The following is an 18,227-nucleotide window of genomic DNA, read 5'->3' on the forward strand; positions in this document are numbered from 1 at the left end:
TCAATTTGGATGAGATTATGCAATCAATAGTGCAAAATGAAAATTAAGGCACCTCTGGAGACCCTATGAGGCGTGGGCTGTAGCGATAAGTGTTACATTAGGCGGGGATGTCCCCAGAACCCCAAGAAGCCCCTCCCGCTAGGCGTTGCATCTAGGTATTATTTGATTAAAGCGAACACCTACAACAACCAACTGCACTTATTATCCGAACCGGCATTACTAAAATATGGATTCTAAATGTAGAAGCGTCTAACTTAATCAAGCCCTCACATCCGTTCATACTAGCTGAAACAAACAGAGTATCGACGCGAGTTTCTAGAATTCATAATATCACTGATAGTGCGCTGTTAATACATTCTCGCCCAGACTTGACCCTAGCCCTAAGGCTACTCAATCGTATGATTGAATCCTCACGGTTTAACGGATAGAATTATCAGATGAGCCCATCTGGAAGAATGTGCCACGATAGCTGGAGAAATAGCACGAGACCCGGCTAGAAGCTTCGAGTAATGCTTACTTGTATTAGTTTCGACTTAATCTACCAAGTAAAACTCACCTACTATTTTTCTATAACGCCCATCATGCTTCATAGCTTTAGCTCTTTATTAAATCTTTTCACAAAGGCTCTATTTTCAGCTGTATTATGGCAATATACCCTGCCTCCACCCTCACTAAGAATAAGCGCCTCACAAAATGAACCTGGTCAATAAACTTATTAAAATCCGGAAAAAAGCCAAGAACCGCTTCAACCCTGCCTGCTTGTAATTTTTGATGTTCTGCTCATTATAATTAACCAGCTCAACTTGAGCTGGTTTGAAAGTTCTAAAATAGCATCATTGGACAGCTGCTTTAAAGATTTTAAACGGGCTCAGAGATCAAGCTAAAATCATACAGCTGCAACCGAGCAACTTCATGAGTAGATATTAAATATTACTAATATAGGTTTATCCTATATTTTCTTATTCTTCACGCCTTAACTAGTAACAAATGAGCATATACAATAAACATCTTTGTACATAACTATCAGTAACTTCTAATATAAAGTTTATGTTAAATAATACCCTATCAGGTCGCTATATCCTGAGGACTCATCTTGGTTAACGAAGGTGCTGAGAAGTAGATCAGACTGTGATTAGATGTCTAGCGTTTTCACATTACGTTACTGTGACTTGGCCTCCCGCAATAAACATTTAATTTAGACACCGCTGATTTTAGCGAGTCGCCTTTTAAAATTATTTGTGCAGCATAGCATTCACGGTCAGCGGCCAAAATGCTGAAAGCTGAGGTTAAGCGCTGATGAAGATGAATACTCCCTGTATGTTGACTACTGCAAAATGCTTCGCCCCAATGGGATTTGTCAAGATTCAACAGTAGAAGGCGATCTATTTCAGACCGCGTGAAAATCTCAAATATAGTAAGCAGCTATTGTATTTATTCTCCTTATCAGCTTATGTATAATCCACAGAATCACCTCGACACGGATATGCTATGAACTCGATTACAGGCCTTCCTCGCAACAAAAACGAAGAGACTGACCGAAAATTTATCGAAGCCCTTGCTCGTGGTTTAGATGTTTTACGGGCATTTGAACCCGGCGATGGATTCTTAGGCAATCTGGAAATTTCCAAACGAACAAATCTGCCAAAATCCAGTATTTCTCGCATAACATATACCCTCACAAAACTGGGCTACCTGACTTATTCTGAGCGCTTAGAAAAATATCAATTAGGTAGCGGCGTGCTAGCATTAGGCTATGCCTTTGTTTCCAGCCTCGGTATTCGCCAGATTGCCAAACCCCTGATGCAGGAGCTTGCTAATACTACAGGCACCGCCGTTGGACTTGCGAATCGTGATCGTTTAAAAATGATTTACCTTGAATATTGCGCCCCAGTAAAGGTCACCACCTTCCGTCATGAAATAGGTGATCGAGTCCCCCTGGCAACCAGCTCTGCTGGCCGAGCTTATCTTGCAGCACTGCAAGAAGAAGAGCGAAACTATTTTCTCAGCTATCTTGAGAAAAAATCAGGGGATAACTGGCCTGAAATTAAAAAAGGCATTGATGAAGCGATTTCATCCTATAAGGAAAACGGCTATTGCTATTCTTGGGGGGATTGGGACAAAGACGTTAATGGTGTTTCCGTTCCCTTTGTAATGAGTCAAGGCCACATTTTTACATTTAATGCTGGCGGGCCAGCTTACCGTCTTAGTCCCGAGTTTTGCATGCAAGAAGTCGCACCACAATTAAAAAATATGGTGCGTAATATTGAGGCAACACTGATTAGATATTAAGCTCACTCTAAAAGATGTAATCTTTCTTCGGGTATTCTCGCTACTGCCGCCTGACGGCAGACAGCAACCAGTTTACCTTCGCTATCCCATAATTCACCGCGCTCTTCCAGCATACCTGCTGACAGCTGATGACTACTAAACCGCCCCGTTATAAAGCCAGGTGCCGGACGCGCCAAGCATTGCACGGTTAAGTCCAGGGTAGGGACCCAGTTCAATTTACCCACTCGCATCGCAATAGCACGAGGAAAAGCATCAGCAAACAAAAACAGTGCCAATAAATCCGCAGGACGCTTATCGAAAAAGCGCAACCAGCCACTAATTTCCATTTGCCCTTTGCCTCCATCAATGAAATACGGAAAATCTGTGGGCAGTAAACGGGCCTCCACCTGCCGCCAAAAAGAAACATCTTCGTCACGCAAGGGTTCAGCCATCATTGGAGATGGCATTGGCGGCGCGATGAAATCGTTACAATTAGCATCGACGGGGAAATCAAAGTTGCTGTAAACAGCCGTTAATTGCATGCATAGCTGACCATCTTGTTTTAAGCTCGCAATGCCTTGACTGAAGCGCTTCCCCGACCGCAAAAGTGTAACCTCTATTTGCACTACGCCGATAGTCGCTGGCGTAATATAATTGGCGGTAACCGAAATAGGATCTGAATGTATAGTATCGGTCGTAGTAAAAGCCTGCCCCAAAGCTCGTGCAGCCATCGCCATCATATAACCGCCATTAGGTGCCACGCGAAAATACCAATCCGCTGAAACATTACCCTGCCAACAGTTAGGGCCAATCTGTTTAACTGCCGTATCTTGATCAAACTTATACATTGATTAACTTATTACTCAGATAAAAAAACCGTTTTTTTAGTTTTATAGAAAGTTTAACAATAAGCGATTAAAGCCTTGAAAAACGCTGCGTATGAAAATCAGTACTACCAAACAGGAACTGAACAGTCGTTAAACGTTTAAAAAAGTGCCCCACATCCAACTCATCAGTAACACCAATACCGCCATGCAGCTGTACCGCTTCCTGACCAATTAGGCGGGCAGCCTTACCAATACGGCTCTTGGCAGCCGAGACGGCTTTAGGTGCAATACCTTGATTGGCATCAAGCTGCATAGCAGCCATCATTAAAATAGAGCGTGCCTGCTCGCACTCAATAAACATGTCGGCCATACGGTGCTGTAATGCTTGAAATTTACTGATGCTCACACCAAACTGTTTGCGCGTTTGGGTATACTCCACGGTTTTTTTGTAAGTCACTTCCATAGCACCCACCGCTTCTGCACACAACGCCAATGTAGCCCTATCAATAAGCTTTTCAATAACAGGCAATGCCTTTCCAGCTTCGCCTAATAGATTAGCTGCAGGGACACTGACTTTATCGAAACGAACTTCAGCGGCACGAAAACCATCAACTGTTTTATAAGACTGTATAGCAATACCTGCCGTATTCGTATTCACCAAAAATAGGCTAATTCCATCACGATCGAACTGCTCACCGGCTGTACGTACCGCTACAAGCAGTTGATCAGCAGCCTCAGCATTGAGCACCACCGCCTTATGGCCATTCAGCAAATAATTGTCGCCTTGCAGCTCTGCTGTAGTGCTTATATCCGCCAAGTTAAAACGACTTTGTGGCTCGCTATAGGCAAAGGCCAGTTGTAGCTTTCCCTCCATCAGCGGCCCTAATAACTGCAGTTTTTGCTCTTCACTAGCTGACGCGGCAATCAAACCGCCAGCCAAAACGGCTGTCGTTAAAAAAGGCTCTATGACCATACCTTTGCCAAATTCTTCCATCACCACCATCAAGTCAACAGCACTACCTCCTAGGCCACCATCTTCTTCAGTGAAAGGTACCATCAGCCAACCTAACTCAGCAAACAGCTGCCAGTGCTCCTTGCTAAAACCATTATCACTATCTACCAAGCCACAGCGGCTTTCGAAATCGTAATCCTTTTGAACAAATTTTGAGACACTACTCTGCAACATCTGCTGCTCTTCTGAAAATGAAAAATCCATTACTTATACCTCTACAAGATCAATTCTATAAACCTAAGACGGCTTTACAGATAATATTTTTTTGAATTTCATTACTGCCACCATAAATGGAAGCTTTGCGATTATTAAAGTAATAAGGAGCACTATTAGCTGCGGTCTCCGGCCCTATATGTTCACCCGCAAATCCATCTTCAAACTGTTCTTTAACAAATGGCAAGGCATAGTTACCGGCAATTTCTACCAGCAGCTCATCAATCATTTGCGATACTTCAGTACCTTTAATTTTTAAGATCGAAGACTCAGGTCCCGGTGCCGCACCGGTACTAACAGCAGATAAAGTACGCAACTCAGTATACTCCAGAGCCAATAATTCAATTTCCACCTCAGCCATTTTTTGAGAGAAAGCCGGGTTATCTATTAAATAACCATCAAGATCAACGGTCTCTTTAGCTAATTGCTTTGCCCGTGCAAAACGCTGTTTCGACAAACCTACTCGCGCAATATTGGTACGCTCATGGGTTAATAGTGTTTTGGCATAGGTCCAACCTTTACCCTCTTCACCAATACGATTTGTCACCGGCACACGTACATTATCAAAAAACACCTCATTGACTTCGGGCTTACCATCGAGAGTGATAATGGGCGAGACAGTAATGCCTGAGGTCTTCATGTCGATCAATAAAAAGCTAATGGCTTCCTGGTTTTTTACCTCTGGGGCACCAGTACGTACCAAACAGAAAATCCAATCCGCATGTTGGCCCAGCGTTGTCCAGGTTTTAGCGCCATTGACGATATACTCATCACCTTCCTGCGCCGCGGTAGTTTTCAATGATGCTAAATCAGAGCCGGCATTAGCCTCAGAATAGCCCTGGCACCACCATGCATTACTGGCAAGAATATCGGGTAAGAAGCGCTGCTTTTGTTCCTCACTACCGTGACCATAAATAATGGGTGCCACCATCTTCAACCCAAAGGAAATAACTTCTGGCCCACCTGCAAGCGCACATTCTGTGGCCCATATATATTTCTCCGTGGGAGTCCAGCCAGTACCACCATGTTCTACCGGCCAGTTAGGCGCCGACCAGCCCTGTTTATAAAGAATCTTCTGCCAACGAACTTGATCCTCCTTACCAAGATAAAGACCAGCCTTTCGCTTTTCAGCAATATCAACGGGTAACTTTTCATTTAAGAACTGGCGAATCTGTTGCTGAAATGCCAATTCCGCGGAAGTAAATTCTATATTCATCACATTACCTATTAATAAAACAATCTAAAACATGCTTTAAAGTGCTGCTAGTCTAATGCACTTTGTGAAACGTGCCTTTCCAGAGAAAAACCAAAGGGAAGAGCATCAAAACAACATTATGAAGTTCCGCAGAGTGGAATGCAATTCCTTTTTATGTCAGAATTAGCTTGGAACACTCAATAGCAAACTAAAGAGCAGCGAACATGAGCCAAACCGTAGCCCACGCCTTACACCATCAATCTGACATAGAAGAGTTTGAAAAGACCCCGCGTTCACAACGCTACCCCTGGAGCAATAGCTATGAATTGATACAACAAGCAGGGTTGGAATATGGCGATGATCCAGCCTTGAGCTTCCTTCCCACGGGGGTTGCAGGCGAACAAGCTATTAATATTAGTTATCGAGAGCTAGCTGCAAAAGTCACTCAAACAGCCAATTTACTCCATAGTTTGGGTGTCACTCAGGGTGATGCGGTCTCATTATTACTGCCCAGTCTACTCCAAACTCATTATACACTTTGGGGCGCTCAGGCCGCCGGTATTGCCGGACCTATAAACCCCATGCTAGAAGCCGAGCATATTACCGAAATCATGAACGCCACCCGTAGCAAAGTTCTGATAACGCTTGCTCCCAGTGAAAACAGTGAGTTGTGGCAGAAAGTGTGCCAGATGACCCAGAGCATCCCCTCTCTAAAGACGATTATACTGATTTCGCAATCAGACAAAAATAATAGTGAGCTACCCTCCTCGCCTAAAACTGAGCTGAGAATAGTGGATTACACTCAACAGCTTGAGCTGCAACCGAGCGACAAACTGTTAAGTGGCCGCCAATTTAATGCCGAACAAATCGCCGCATATATGCATACTGGCGGTACTACAGGCTGCCCCAAAGTTGCAAAACTAACCCACGGAGGGCTCACATTTGTCGGACAGATTTATGCCGATACCGCTGGCCATCTTGGTCGTTATACTACTCTTTGTGGCCTACCGCTATTCCATATTTTCGGTATTGTGGCAACCGGACTAGCGTTATTTGCCTCTGGTCGTCACGGCGTACTGTTAAGCCCCTCAGGATTTCGTAATCCCAATATCATCCAGAATTTTTGGCACCACACAGCACGTTTTAACTGTAAAGCCTTTTCTACAGTACCAACTATTCTCGGCACTCTCTTAGATCAACCCTTGGGTGATAACAATATATCCTGCCTGCAAGAAGTTGCCTGCGGCGCCACCCCTCTTCCCAATCAATTGAAGAAAAATTTTGAGCAACGCTTCGAGGTTAAAGTTCGTAATGGCTATGGCATGACAGAAAGCAGCTGCCTGATGGCCAAGCCACCCGGTAACACTATCGTCCCTACAAGCTCTGTTGGTTTACGCCTACCCTATACTCGTAGGATTACTGCTGTTATCGAAGGCTCAAAATTAATCCGCGAATGTGGGGTTAATGAGTCTGGCGTGGTTTTAGCGCAAGGGCCAAATATTTTTTCGGGTTACCTGAACAATGCCGATAATAACTCCATCTGGATAGATGGCCAGTGGTTCAATACCGGCGATGTTGGCTATCACAATGAACAAGGTAACTTGTTTTTGTGTGGCCGAGCAAAAGACTTAATTATTCGCGGGGGGCACAACATTGACCCTTTGATTATTGAAGTCCCCTTAAGTAAGCACCCTGCCATTGCCCAAGCAGTTGCTATTGGCCAGCCAGACCCTTATGCAGGGGAAGTACCCATTGCCTATGTTAAACTTAAAACCGGTAAAAACATTAGCAGTTGCGAGTTATTAGATTATTGCAAAGAAGTTATCAGTGAACGAGCCGCCATACCAAAACGTATTGAGTTTATTGATGAGATACCACTAACAGCGGTATCAAAAGTATTTAAACCCGCGTTACGACAATTAGCTACTGAGTTTGCAATCAATGCAAGCTTGGCTAAAGCAGATATTAAAGCGGAGATAAAAACTCGAATTGATACACAGCATGGCTTAATCGCTAAGGTATTACTCCATAATAATGATCAGCACCAACAAGCTGTTGATCTACTACAGGCTTATCCACTGATTATCGAATTTTGATCTTTAATAAAAGAAAAATATTTAACCGAAACAATTAACTAAATATGTAGCCACTAAACTTTGACTACGCTGGAGAAATAAAATGTCTAATGCCTATATATACGATGGCGGTCGCACTGCTTTTGGTCGTTTAACAGGTAGCTTATCGAGTGTTCGTCCCGATGATATGCTAGCCCATGTAATAAAAACCCTAGTCGACCGTAACGGTTTCGACAAAAATATTTATGAGGATGTCATCGCTGGCAGTACCAACCAAGCTGGTGAAGATAGCCGTAACGTGGCACGTTTTGCAGGCCTATTGTCAGGCCTGCCCATCGAAACTGGGGGTATAACTGTAAACCGCCTATGCGGCTCAAGTTTAGCCGCTACCCTTGATGCGGGGCGCGCTGTTCGCTGCGGTGAAGGTGAACTATTTGTTGCCTGCGGTGTTGAATCTATGAGCCGTGCACCACTCGTTTTATCAAAAGCAAATAACGCCTTTGACCGAGGCCAAGAACTAGCAGACACCACCATGGGAGCACGCTTTACCAACCCAGAGATTATTAAGCAATTTGGAGGCCATTCAATGCCTGAAACAGCCGACAATATTGCCGCCGATTTGAATATTAGCCGTGATGAATGTGATGTGTTTGCCAATGCCTCTCAAGCCAAATATGCTGCAGCGCTAGAGAATGGCTTCTTTGATGAAGAAATTATCGGCATGGAAGTATCCCAAGGCCGAAAAAAGCCAGCTCTTAACGTTAATAAAGATGAACACCCTCGCCCGCAAACAAACATAGAAGGGCTCAGCAAATTAAGAGCATTATTTAACGGCGGTGTCGTCACCGCAGGTAATGCATCAGGCCTCAATGACGGTGCCAGCGCCCTATTAATTGGTAGTGAAGCTGTAGGCAAGCAATATAATGTTAAACCAAGAGCCCGTATCTTGGCAGGTGCAATTGCCGGCGTAGAACCCAGAGTAATGGGCTTAGGCCCGGTACCAGCCACACGCAAAGCATTAGCCCGTGCCGGCTTAACTATCGCCGACATGGATGTTATGGAATTTAACGAAGCTTTTGCAGTGCAAGCCCTTGGTTGCTTAAAACAACTTGACATAGACTTTAATGATCCCCGAGTAAATCCCAATGGCGGGGCTATAGCAATTGGCCACCCCTTAGGTGCATCCGGCGCACGTATTGTTTTAACTGCCCTACGTCAATTAGAAAAAACGGGCGGCCGCTACGCTCTTGCAACCATGTGCATAGGCATTGGCCAAGGCATCGCTCTAGTAATAGAGCGCGTCTAACACATTGTGTGAAAAACTTTATTTTGGAGAACAAAATGCCCGTAGTTAATTATCAAATAGAGAATAATGTCGGCGTGATTAGCATTAATAATCCGCCAGTTAATGCTCTATCTCACACTCTTCGCACTGAGCTTGTTGAAACTATTACTAACGCCCAACAAGATGAAAGTAAAATTTTAATTATGATTTGCCAAGGCAGAACCTTTATTGCCGGTGCAGATATCAGTGAGTTTGGCAAACCACCACAGCCCCCCTCTTTGCCCGATGTGTTAACAACAATAGAAGCTTCCAATAAACCCGTAATCGCTGCTATTCACGGCCAGGCACTCGGTGGTGGTTTTGAAGTTGCTCTTGCCTGTCATTATCGCTGTGCACTAAGCAGTGCCAAAGTAGGCTTACCTGAAGTTAAGTTGGGGCTACTGCCTGGTGCCGGTGGAACTCAACGAGTACCACGCTTGGCAGGAGTTGAGATGGCATTGGATATGATCACTAACGGTAATCCTATTAGCGCTGAGAAAGCACAGAGTTACAAACTTATTGATAAGGTTATTGAGGGTGACTTATTCGCAGGTGCTAACTCTTACGCTCAAGAGCTGATAGAAACAAAAGCAGAGCTAAAAAAAGCACGTGATATCAGCATTGATCCCACAACCGTAAACAATGATTTATTTGCCAACTACCGTGAAAAACTTGCAAAGCGAGCCCGTGGGCAAATAGCTCCACAGAATATCATTAGCTGCATAGAGGCAGCTGTAATGCTTCCTATGGATGAGGGTCTAGCCAAGGAGCGAGAACTATTTATTGAATGTATGCAGTCAAACTCATCAACGGCAATGCGACACTTATTTTTTGCTCAACGCGAAGCCACTAAAGTTAAAGGATTAAATAAAGACACTCCCGTTCGTGATGTTAAATCAGTTGCCATTATTGGTGGTGGCACCATGGGCGGCGGTATTGCAATGAACTTTGCCAATGCTGGTATTCCGGTGAAGCTAGTAGAAATTAATAACGAAGGTATTACTCGTGGCCTAGCTATTATTGAAAAAAATTACAGCGTTAGTGTCAAAAAAGGAAAGCTTAGCGAAAAGCAAAAAACACATTGTATGTCTCTGATTAGCGGAGTCATCGACTATCAGGAACTGGCCGATGTAGACCTAGTGATAGAAGCAGTATTTGAAAACCTAGCGTTGAAACAAGAAATATTTGCCGAGCTTGATAAAAGCTGTAAAGCCGGTGCAATACTGGCAAGTAATACCTCTTATCAAGATATTGATAAAATTGCCAATGCCACTCAACGCCCACAAGATGTCATCGGCTTACACTTCTTCAGCCCTGCCAACATAATGAAGCTACTTGAAATTGTACGGGGCAGTAAAACAGCTGATGATGTTATTGCCACCAGTATGAAATTAGCAAAAATCATTAATAAAGTTTCAGTACTTTCCGGTAATTGCTACGGTTTTATTGGTAACCGCATATTACGGCAATATGCTCGTGAAGCTCAGCTTTGTTTGATTGAAGGCAGCTCGCCACAGCAAATAGACTCTGTAATGCAAAACTTTGGCATGGCAATGGGTCCATTTGCGGTAGGCGATTTAGCAGGCTTAGACATTGGCTATAAAGCACGCCAAGGGCTTAGCGATGAGCAAAGAGGCGAAGAAAAAACCTACTGTATTGCCGATGCGCTAGTAGAGATGGATCGCCTTGGCCAAAAAAATGGTGCCGGCTATTATCAATACGACCCGCAAACCCGTGCCCGCTCAAATGACCCCTTAGTTATGGACGTTGTCGAACAGCAAGCTAAAGCTCAAGGAATTAAGCGTCGTCAATTCGATGATGATGAAATCCTTAACCGGCTTACTTTTACCATGATTAATGAAGGTGCAAAAATTTTAGAAGAAGGCATTGCTCAGCGATCGGGTGATATTGATATTGTTTATGTTAATGGTTATGGGTTCCCTGTATTTCGTGGTGGTCCAATGCAATACGCCGATAGCCTTGGTCTAAAAAATGTCTACGATACTATTTGCCAATATCGCGAACAGTATGGCGAGCAATATTGGCAAGCATCTGTGCTTTTAAAAGACTTAGCCCTTAGTAATAAAACCTTTTCAGAATGGTCAAAAGATAAATAATTTATCCTTGATTGAATAAAAATAATATTCCTAGCCCTCTATAAGAGGGCCTCTCTTATTAATCAATATCGAATAATAATTTAGCCACCCGCCAATTAACACATCATTTTTCATAGCACGCACGTGGATTTACCCCCTTCATGCTAGCAACAAAGCCAAGAAAACAACATGCTATAAAATAATGTTTTAATTTTTTACGAGCATAACATGGCCGAAATAACAATCACGATAATAAATATGATTTTAAGTAACAACTAACCCCCCGTATTAAAGGGCTTTAATACATATATCCTTCTACTTACATCAATAAGTCAGGGATATACATTTAATGCTAAAACAGCTTTTTATCACTTCTTAATAACAATATTACACTAAGGCGGTAAATAGCTAACATAGCTATGTATGGAAAGCGCAGAGATACATATCTATTGGAGACACATAGTTTCTAGTGCGACGCAGGCATGTTACCTAATGCTGATAGGGGCTATTTTAGATTCATATAGGCTTGTAGCGGGTCACCGGTTCCGTCGCCTTTCTCTGAAGAGAGGACGTCGATAAATAAGTAAAACAGCTCTGATTGAGAGCTGATATCAAGTTTTTGATAAATGCGTTTGCGATGTAGTTTGACGGTGCCCAGTGAGATATCCAAGCGTTCGGATGTTGCCTTATTAGAGTGACCATGTAAAATTAATTGCAGTACATCGTGTTCTCTGGGGGTTAACAGCGTACTACCAAAATTTTTGAGCGCTTGCTGCAGCGCTTGTTTGAAACTTTTTTGCGCTGTTTTCGGAGCAGTAGATATTTTATGGCTTAGCTGCCAGTGATGAATGATTAGCGAAGTAACAATATGACTAATAGTATTTAAAAAGTCTAAAACGCTTTTGGTGAAAGCTTTGTGCGTTTCAAGGGGGCTGATCGAGACTTGAATATGTGCGCCGCTACCAAGATTCACTAAATAGCAGAGTTCGTCAGAGTTGTTAATGGCTTTATAGTAACGGCGGAAAAACTCCGTCTTTTTAAAGTTGTCAGGAGCAATGTCTTTAAAGCGATAGCTACCGTTTTTAATGCCACTCAAGCTGGCTTGATAATAAGGGTCAAAAATATATGGGCCATTGATATAGGCTTCAACCTCCAGCGAGTACTCTACTTCGCTTTTGCAGTTGGCATATAGGCAAGTTGGTTTATCATTTAACGGAAAGTATAGGGCTACCACGCGGCCAATATGATCCAGGCTGGCAAAGCTCTCGCTTAAAGTAACAATGAATGAATCATTGCCTAAGTTGGCGACGGCATCGCCTAGCATGTTTAAGCAGCTAGCATGTTTTGACATGTATGAACTCTTTGCAAAAAAAGACCTTTAACACAGTATAGGTTAAAAGCCGAAGAATATAGCAACTTAATGAGTTAAGGTTAACCCCAAATTTCCTCATCGCTGGATACGTACCTGCCTTCTTGGGTGAAACCTATGCGCTGGGTGTTAATCATATGCTTGTAGTTTAAGTTTCCTGAAATTGAGCTATTCCCCCAAGAGCCTCAGCCTAAGTGCCGGTAGAAATAAATCCGTTCGTCAGTGAGCAGGGCTCGTTTATCGCCACACGACTAACGGGTGAAGACAAGCCAATTTTACTGATGTATTCTTCGGAAGTAGAGTGAATTTCACTGGTGTGACCTTTGATCTCTAAATTGCTGCGGGCAATGTCGATAGCTTCTTCAAGTGCTTCGTATTCAAATGCAGCGAGTACAGGGCACATTTTTTCGCTACGTAATACAACATCGGCTACAGCGATGTAGTCGATGTTGTCATCGAAAATATTCTGTACGTTACCCGCGCCAAAACCGAAAGAGGGTTTGCCGCTGCTGTAGGCTACAGTCACCATGCGAGGCCCTAGTAGCAACGAACACCTCAACGGTCGACATCAACTCGTTGGGCTAAGGTTGTTGCATCCATGGGGCTCTCGCTTAAATTATCTCTTTGAATTATGGGAGTTTAAGAAATGGTCGCAGTGTAGATGGAGTTTTAAATAAAGGCTAGTGGAAACGCCGGAGCAGTTGGAGCGTTTTGAGTCAAAACGTAAGGTCGCTTCTAAATTAAAGGCTGAAAAAATCAGCCCTTAATTTCGAGTGTGATTACCAGTGACCACGCTCTTTCATTGTTTCACCAGCCGTTAAAATAGCTTTGCGCAAAGTGCTAACAATCGTGTCGGCTTCTTCTTTGGTTAATACTAGTGGCGGAGACATCACGTTTAGGTTAACAATAGGGCGAACAATCAAGCCCATGCTGTCGGCGACCATTGAGACTTCTTTGCCGATATCTAGCTCTTCGGGGAAGGTTTCTCGAGTCTCTTTGTTTTTAACCAACTCAACACACACCATTAAATGTGAGCCACGCACGTCGCCAACCATATCGAGATCACGCAGGGTGTTTAGTTGCTCCAAGAAATAAGGGCCAACGTCACGAACATGCTCTAAGATTTTTTCTCGTTCAAGAATCTCAATGTTTTTCAATGCGGCAACGCAGCTAACGGGGTGGCCGCTGTAAGTGTAGCCGTGTGAGTAGTAGTAACCTTGGCCGGGTTGTGAAATAGCATCAAATATGGCTTCGGAGAATATCATTGCCCCAATTGGCAAGTAGCCTGACGATAAACCTTTTGCGCAAGTGATTATATCTGGCACGATTCCGAAAACAGATTCTGAAGCAAACCATTCACCTAAGCGACCAAAGCCGGTAACAACCTCGTCAGAGATGTAAAGAATGTCGTTGGCCTTACAGATTTCCCAGATACGCTTTAGATAATTGGCCGGTGGTAGTACCACTCCGCCAGCACCCATAATAGGCTCTGCAATAAATGCCGCTACTTTATCGGCACCGCCTAGCTCTTCAATTTTAGCTTCAAACTCGGTCACTAATTGATCCGCGAAGTCCTGCTCCGATAAACCATTGCTGTAACGGTAGTGGTTAGGTGAGCTTAAGTGATGGATGCTGTCTGATATAAAATCAAAATAGTCTGGATGATCGCCCTCTTTGCCGCCCAAAGACATCGACGCATAAGTAGTGCCATGATAAGCATCTTTACGAGAGATAAAGTGCTTCTTATCTTTTTTGCCGCGACAGTTGTTATACATTTGCACGGTACGATAGGCTGAATCTACTGCTGTTGATCCGCCACAAGTAAAGAATACGTGATTTAAGTGGCCTGGTGCCAATTCAGCTAATTTCTTGGCTAGTTTGGCGGCAGGTACGTTAGTCATGTCAACGAAGGGATTGGCGTATGATAGTTCACGTACTTGCTCGGCAATCACGTCAGCCATCTCATCGCGGCCCAAGCCGATATTGTTACACCACAAGCCACCAACGGCGTCAAGGTATTGGTTGCCATTAGTATCCCAAATTAATGAACCTTCACCTTTGGCGATAGGTAAAGCACCTTTTTCAGGAAACACATCAAAAATTTGACAAGGATGGAGATGGTGATCTCTATCCATATCAATAATAGCCTGAGTTTCGTCAGCACTCAGTTGACCTTTGTTAGCTGCTGCGTTATTTGAAGACATTGTCCGCTCCGTAAAACAATTGAGGTTAATTAAGTTTGTTTATAAAGTTAAAGTCAGTATGAAGGAGTTTATTTCACTTTTATATATCCTTTAAGGGGGATGGCGATATTTACTGCGCTATAGCGGTTGACAATAACATATAGGCGCTTTGGTAAGTCGCACCGATAAAAATTGAAAATGTTTTCGGCCTTGCTTAACTATATAATACGGCCTATAAATGAATTGATCTAAACACAAGCGGCTATAAAGAATACGGTAAATAATGGGAGCGCAGATTGCGCGGTATCGCTTGGCCGATTTGTTTCGCAGTATCGTGATATTTGACGATTTAATGGTGCTGCTGTTTGTTCATGACAAGCCGCCTGTACTGTTGCATGACCAAACCAGTTATTAAAGAAGCATTATATTAACTGAACTTATGTTTTAGATCTCTGCTATCAGTCAGCGATAAAATCAAATTAGGGCCTTTACTGTTTTAATGATATTAAGCCCGATGGCTTTTATTAATTGAGCCGTGATTACCGCTGCTGTTAAAAAGTACCTATCTATACCAGCGATGACAATAACCCAAATAAATATTCGATAAAGCCTTAAAACACCTAAGCGTCCCTTTTTTTGTTTAACGTAGGTCGTTGCCGCCAATATGCTCAACAGGTATATTCAAAAGCACACTTCAATAATATTCGGTGCTTTGTTTTTAATTTCGCAAATAACTGTCGGCCCGTTTTGTCCACTTTGGCAGCGATGGAATACAGAAGCCAGGCAGTTTTATAGCGCGATGATGAGTTAACTCCTCTGGCAGTAACCCACGCGTAAAGGCAAACATAACAGCCAGCACAGGCTCCGGCAGCACCATTACAAGGCGCTAAATTCATATCTGCTTGGCCCTGAATGGATTTTCTCTAAATAATAAGTGTAAAAGGCTTTTCGTAATTACCGATGCAAAGGCATTGATACCCAATGTTACTTTTTACAGTGATGCAAGGCTGAATGCAAAACGAATTGATTAACCTTAACCCAGACATCAACAATCTGCGGCTCTGCTCCTATTCTTCTCAGCCAGTCTCCTAGCGTAGTCGCTTTAGGTATTTTGATGAGATTCAATACGGTACTTAGCGCTTCATCATGGAGGTGGCGAATATCATCCAGATGAAAGCTACCTTCATGCTGCATTAAGATCAGTGTATTAATAAAGGCAGAAGCCCCCTATTGATTTTAGGCAGCGGAAAGTTCTGGTCAATACGTTCGGTAAGATTTAAGAGGTCTATTCATTGGGCAATCGCTAATATACCTGCGAGAGAGGTTAGCAAATCATTCGTGGCATCGATTTTGTAGGGTCGAAAAGTGGCAAGCTATATATCCACTTAGGATACTTACGCCCCCCCAAAAAATGTGAGTATCCCATCGTTAAGTATAGCGAATCAATTCGCTGCACAATAATAATGACCACCAAGGGGATAATATGTATCTAAATAAACACCTTCTTGCTCGTAGTATTTTAGCTGCCAGCTTTAGCACTTCGTTTATCACGGCAACTCAGGCAGCCGTATTAGAAGAAGTCATGGTAACTGCGCAAAAACGCGCGCAGTCAGTTAACCATATCGGGGTATCAGCTAGCGCACTATCAGGTGACGGTTTAAAAGCCTTAGGCATAGAGCAGTCTTCAGACCTTGGCGCTATGACTCCAGGCCTGGTTACTGTTAATGCCACCTCCGGCGGCACTCCTATTTTTGCGATTCGCGGCATAGGCTTAGATGACTTTAATGCCAACAACACCAGCGGCGTGGGTGTTTACACCGATGAAGTGTTTGCCAGTAGCCCGGCTTATTTAAACGGCCAGTTATTTGATATAGAACGCGTGGAAGTTTTAAAAGGCCCTCAGGGTACTCTTTATGGAAAAAACACCACCGGCGGTGCGATTAACTTTATCAGCAACAAGCCTAGCGATGAGTTTGAAGCCTCTATTGAAGCAGGTTACGGCAGCCATGAGACCGTTGAGTTAACCGGCGTAATCTCTGGACCTATCAGCGATTCTGTTCGCGGCCGACTCGCTGCTAACTATGTAAAAGCCGGTGAAGGCTGGCAAGAAGATGAAGCCACCGGCAAAGAATATGGTAAAACCGATAAGCTAGCGTTACGCGGCCAATTGGCGTTTGATATCAGTGGTAATGGTGACGCCCTGCTGCGCACTTACTACAGCGAAGATAACTCCACACCAGAATCACCACACAACGAAGGTGCTGCTGATGCTCTCTTCTTGTCTGGTTTTGATGTCCTTAGCTCGCCAACTAATCCTCGCAAAGTATCGGTGGGCAATTTAGATGCCTCTAAAGATGAGCAAGGTACAGGTATTGCCTTAACGGTTAACTACGACTTTGATGCCTTCCAATTTATTTCTATTTCCTCTTTCGATCAGTATGAACGTGTTGTGCTAGACAATTATGATGGCTATGCCGTATCAACTACTGATTTATTTTTGGATGAAGAGTTAGAGCAATGGTCACAAGAATTTCGTTTCGTCAGTAACAGTGATGGGGCTTTCACTTGGATAACCGGTGTCAATATTTCTTATGAAGAAGTTGTCGAAAACCAAGCCTATTTTGATGACTCTTTCCTAGTGACTGACTCTGTTCTATTCGGCAGTTTTGACCCAGCTGATGCTGACGCCAATGGCCTTGATCGCTTCGTCGCCTCTTACGAGCAAGAAACGGACTCCTATGGCGCATACCTCCATACCGAAACTGAGTTAAACGACAGCTTCAAGTTAATTGGCGGTGTTCGCTATTCCAATGATAAGCGCAGTTTTGACGCCGTTGGAACTGAAGAATTCTTTGGCGAGATTATTCCCGTCCAAACTCAAAACGAAAGTAACAGCGAAGACGCCATTACCGGCAAGCTGGGTTTAGATTGGCAGGTAAATGACGATTTAATGATCTTTACTAATGTCGCCACCAGCTACAAAAGTGGCGCTTACTACGGCACAGCTATCGTAGATAGCGATGCCTGGACCTACGTCGACCCTGAAGATATTTTATCTTACGAGTTAGGTTTTAAATGGTCATTACTTGAAGGTAGCATGCAGCTAAACGGTTCTGTTTTTAAAATGGAATACGAAAACAGACAGTCATTAATTACCTATACCGCCGATGACTTCAGTAACTATGTAACGGCAGCAGCCACAATAGACACCACAATGATCAACGTACCGGAATCTGAAACTCAAGGCTTTGAGCTGGATGTCGAATGGTTAGCCACTGATCAATTGTCTCTGCGTGCGGGTATCGCCTACTTAGATAGCGAAGTCACTAAATCACCAAGCGCTGCCGAATTACGCGGCATTAGCGGCGACGTATCGATCAACGACAACGCCACCGGCGATGCTGATTTCAGCGGAGCTATTGATGGCAGCGAAATCGCATTCGTTGATGCCATTGGCGCACCTGTTGCTGAAGGTACCGTGTTAGCTCAATCACCAGAATGGAGCTATAACGCCTCAGCCGCTTATGAATTCAACGTTAACAATAATTTAATTGCCCGTGTTCAAGCCAGCTACAGCTGGGTTGATAAGCAATTCGCTCAGCTTGGCGACCCTAATGCGCAATACGGCTAGGTTAAAGGTGCAAATGCCCAAGCCTCAATCGGCG

11 protein-coding genes are annotated in these 18,227 nt (G+C 43.6%); 5 read left to right on the top strand and 6 right to left on the bottom strand.

The features are described 5' to 3' along the window. Positions 1-1,488: 1,488 nt before the first annotated feature. A complete protein-coding gene (locus NO559_RS16305; protein ID WP_258332942.1) occupies positions 1,489-2,289 on the top strand; it encodes an IclR family transcriptional regulator in 801 nt (266 codons plus the stop codon). Between the two features lie 2 nt (positions 2,290-2,291). On the opposite strand, the gene NO559_RS16310 is transcribed toward NO559_RS16305, so the two are convergent. From NO559_RS16310 to NO559_RS16320, 3 genes are all read right to left on the bottom strand, one after another. Further along, the gene (locus NO559_RS16310) at positions 2,292-3,116 is read right to left on the bottom strand and encodes a thioesterase family protein (protein WP_258332943.1); all 825 of its coding nucleotides are present in this window, start codon (positions 3,114-3,116) and stop codon (positions 2,292-2,294) included. 67 nt (positions 3,117-3,183) lie between these two features. Then, positions 3,184-4,311, bottom strand: coding sequence for an acyl-CoA dehydrogenase family protein (locus tag NO559_RS16315; protein WP_258332944.1), 1,128 nt, complete (start codon positions 4,309-4,311; stop codon positions 3,184-3,186). A 25-nt stretch (positions 4,312-4,336) separates the two neighbouring features. Continuing rightward, positions 4,337-5,536, bottom strand: a complete 1,200-nt coding sequence (locus NO559_RS16320) for an acyl-CoA dehydrogenase family protein (protein WP_258332945.1) — start codon at positions 5,534-5,536, stop codon at positions 4,337-4,339. A 203-nt stretch (positions 5,537-5,739) separates the two neighbouring features. On the opposite strand from NO559_RS16320, the gene NO559_RS16325 reads away from it, so the two are divergent. The 3 genes from NO559_RS16325 to NO559_RS16335 all read left to right on the top strand — a co-directional run bounded on the left by NO559_RS16325 (position 5,740) and on the right by NO559_RS16335 (position 11,031). Continuing rightward, positions 5,740-7,611, top strand: a complete 1,872-nt coding sequence (locus NO559_RS16325; protein WP_258332946.1) for an acyl-CoA synthetase — start codon at positions 5,740-5,742, stop codon at positions 7,609-7,611. A gap of 82 nt (positions 7,612-7,693) precedes the next feature. After that, the gene (locus NO559_RS16330) at positions 7,694-8,896 is read left to right on the top strand and encodes a 3-oxoadipyl-CoA thiolase (RefSeq protein WP_258332947.1); all 1,203 of its coding nucleotides are present in this window, start codon (positions 7,694-7,696) and stop codon (positions 8,894-8,896) included. 35 nt (positions 8,897-8,931) lie between these two features. Next, positions 8,932-11,031, top strand: coding sequence for a 3-hydroxyacyl-CoA dehydrogenase NAD-binding domain-containing protein (locus NO559_RS16335; protein ID WP_258332948.1), 2,100 nt, complete (start codon positions 8,932-8,934; stop codon positions 11,029-11,031). A gap of 484 nt (positions 11,032-11,515) precedes the next feature. Here NO559_RS16335 and NO559_RS16340 read toward each other — a convergent pair whose 3' ends face one another. From NO559_RS16340 to NO559_RS16350, 3 genes are all read right to left on the bottom strand, one after another. Next, a complete protein-coding gene (locus NO559_RS16340; protein WP_258332949.1) occupies positions 11,516-12,361 on the bottom strand; it encodes a response regulator transcription factor in 846 nt (281 codons plus the stop codon). Positions 12,362-12,569: 208 nt separating this feature from the next. Beyond that, positions 12,570-12,908, bottom strand: a complete 339-nt coding sequence (locus NO559_RS16345) for a hypothetical protein (RefSeq protein ID WP_258332950.1) — start codon at positions 12,906-12,908, stop codon at positions 12,570-12,572. Between the two features lie 250 nt (positions 12,909-13,158). Then, on the bottom strand, positions 13,159-14,583 hold the full coding sequence (locus tag NO559_RS16350) for an aminotransferase (RefSeq protein WP_258332951.1): 1,425 nt from the start codon (positions 14,581-14,583) through the stop codon (positions 13,159-13,161). A 1,462-nt stretch (positions 14,584-16,045) separates the two neighbouring features. On the opposite strand from NO559_RS16350, the gene NO559_RS16355 reads away from it, so the two are divergent. Then, positions 16,046-18,193, top strand: coding sequence for a TonB-dependent receptor (locus NO559_RS16355; RefSeq protein WP_258332952.1), 2,148 nt, complete (start codon positions 16,046-16,048; stop codon positions 18,191-18,193). The last annotated feature ends 34 nt before the right edge of the window (positions 18,194-18,227 follow it).

The organism is Dasania sp. GY-MA-18, from assembly GCF_024734385.1.
GTDB classification, from domain to species: Bacteria; Pseudomonadota; Gammaproteobacteria; order Pseudomonadales; family Dasaniaceae; genus Dasania; species Dasania phycosphaerae.

Coding starts and splice junctions, on each gene's coding strand:
- NO559_RS16335 (WP_258332948.1), top strand. CDS start 8,932: ATGCCCGTAGTTAATTATCAAATAGAGAATAATGTCGGCGTGATTAGC.
- NO559_RS16315 (WP_258332944.1), bottom strand. CDS start 4,311: ATGGATTTTTCATTTTCAGAAGAGCAGCAGATGTTGCAGAGTAGTGTC.
- NO559_RS16305 (WP_258332942.1), top strand. CDS start 1,489: ATGAACTCGATTACAGGCCTTCCTCGCAACAAAAACGAAGAGACTGAC.
- NO559_RS16350 (WP_258332951.1), bottom strand. CDS start 14,583: ATGTCTTCAAATAACGCAGCAGCTAACAAAGGTCAACTGAGTGCTGAC.
- NO559_RS16325 (WP_258332946.1), top strand. CDS start 5,740: ATGAGCCAAACCGTAGCCCACGCCTTACACCATCAATCTGACATAGAA.
- NO559_RS16310 (WP_258332943.1), bottom strand. CDS start 3,116: ATGTATAAGTTTGATCAAGATACGGCAGTTAAACAGATTGGCCCTAAC.
- NO559_RS16320 (WP_258332945.1), bottom strand. CDS start 5,536: ATGAATATAGAATTTACTTCCGCGGAATTGGCATTTCAGCAACAGATT.
- NO559_RS16330 (WP_258332947.1), top strand. CDS start 7,694: ATGTCTAATGCCTATATATACGATGGCGGTCGCACTGCTTTTGGTCGT.
- NO559_RS16355 (WP_258332952.1), top strand. CDS start 16,046: ATGTATCTAAATAAACACCTTCTTGCTCGTAGTATTTTAGCTGCCAGC.
- NO559_RS16340 (WP_258332949.1), bottom strand. CDS start 12,361: ATGTCAAAACATGCTAGCTGCTTAAACATGCTAGGCGATGCCGTCGCC.
- NO559_RS16345 (WP_258332950.1), bottom strand. CDS start 12,908: ATGGTGACTGTAGCCTACAGCAGCGGCAAACCCTCTTTCGGTTTTGGC.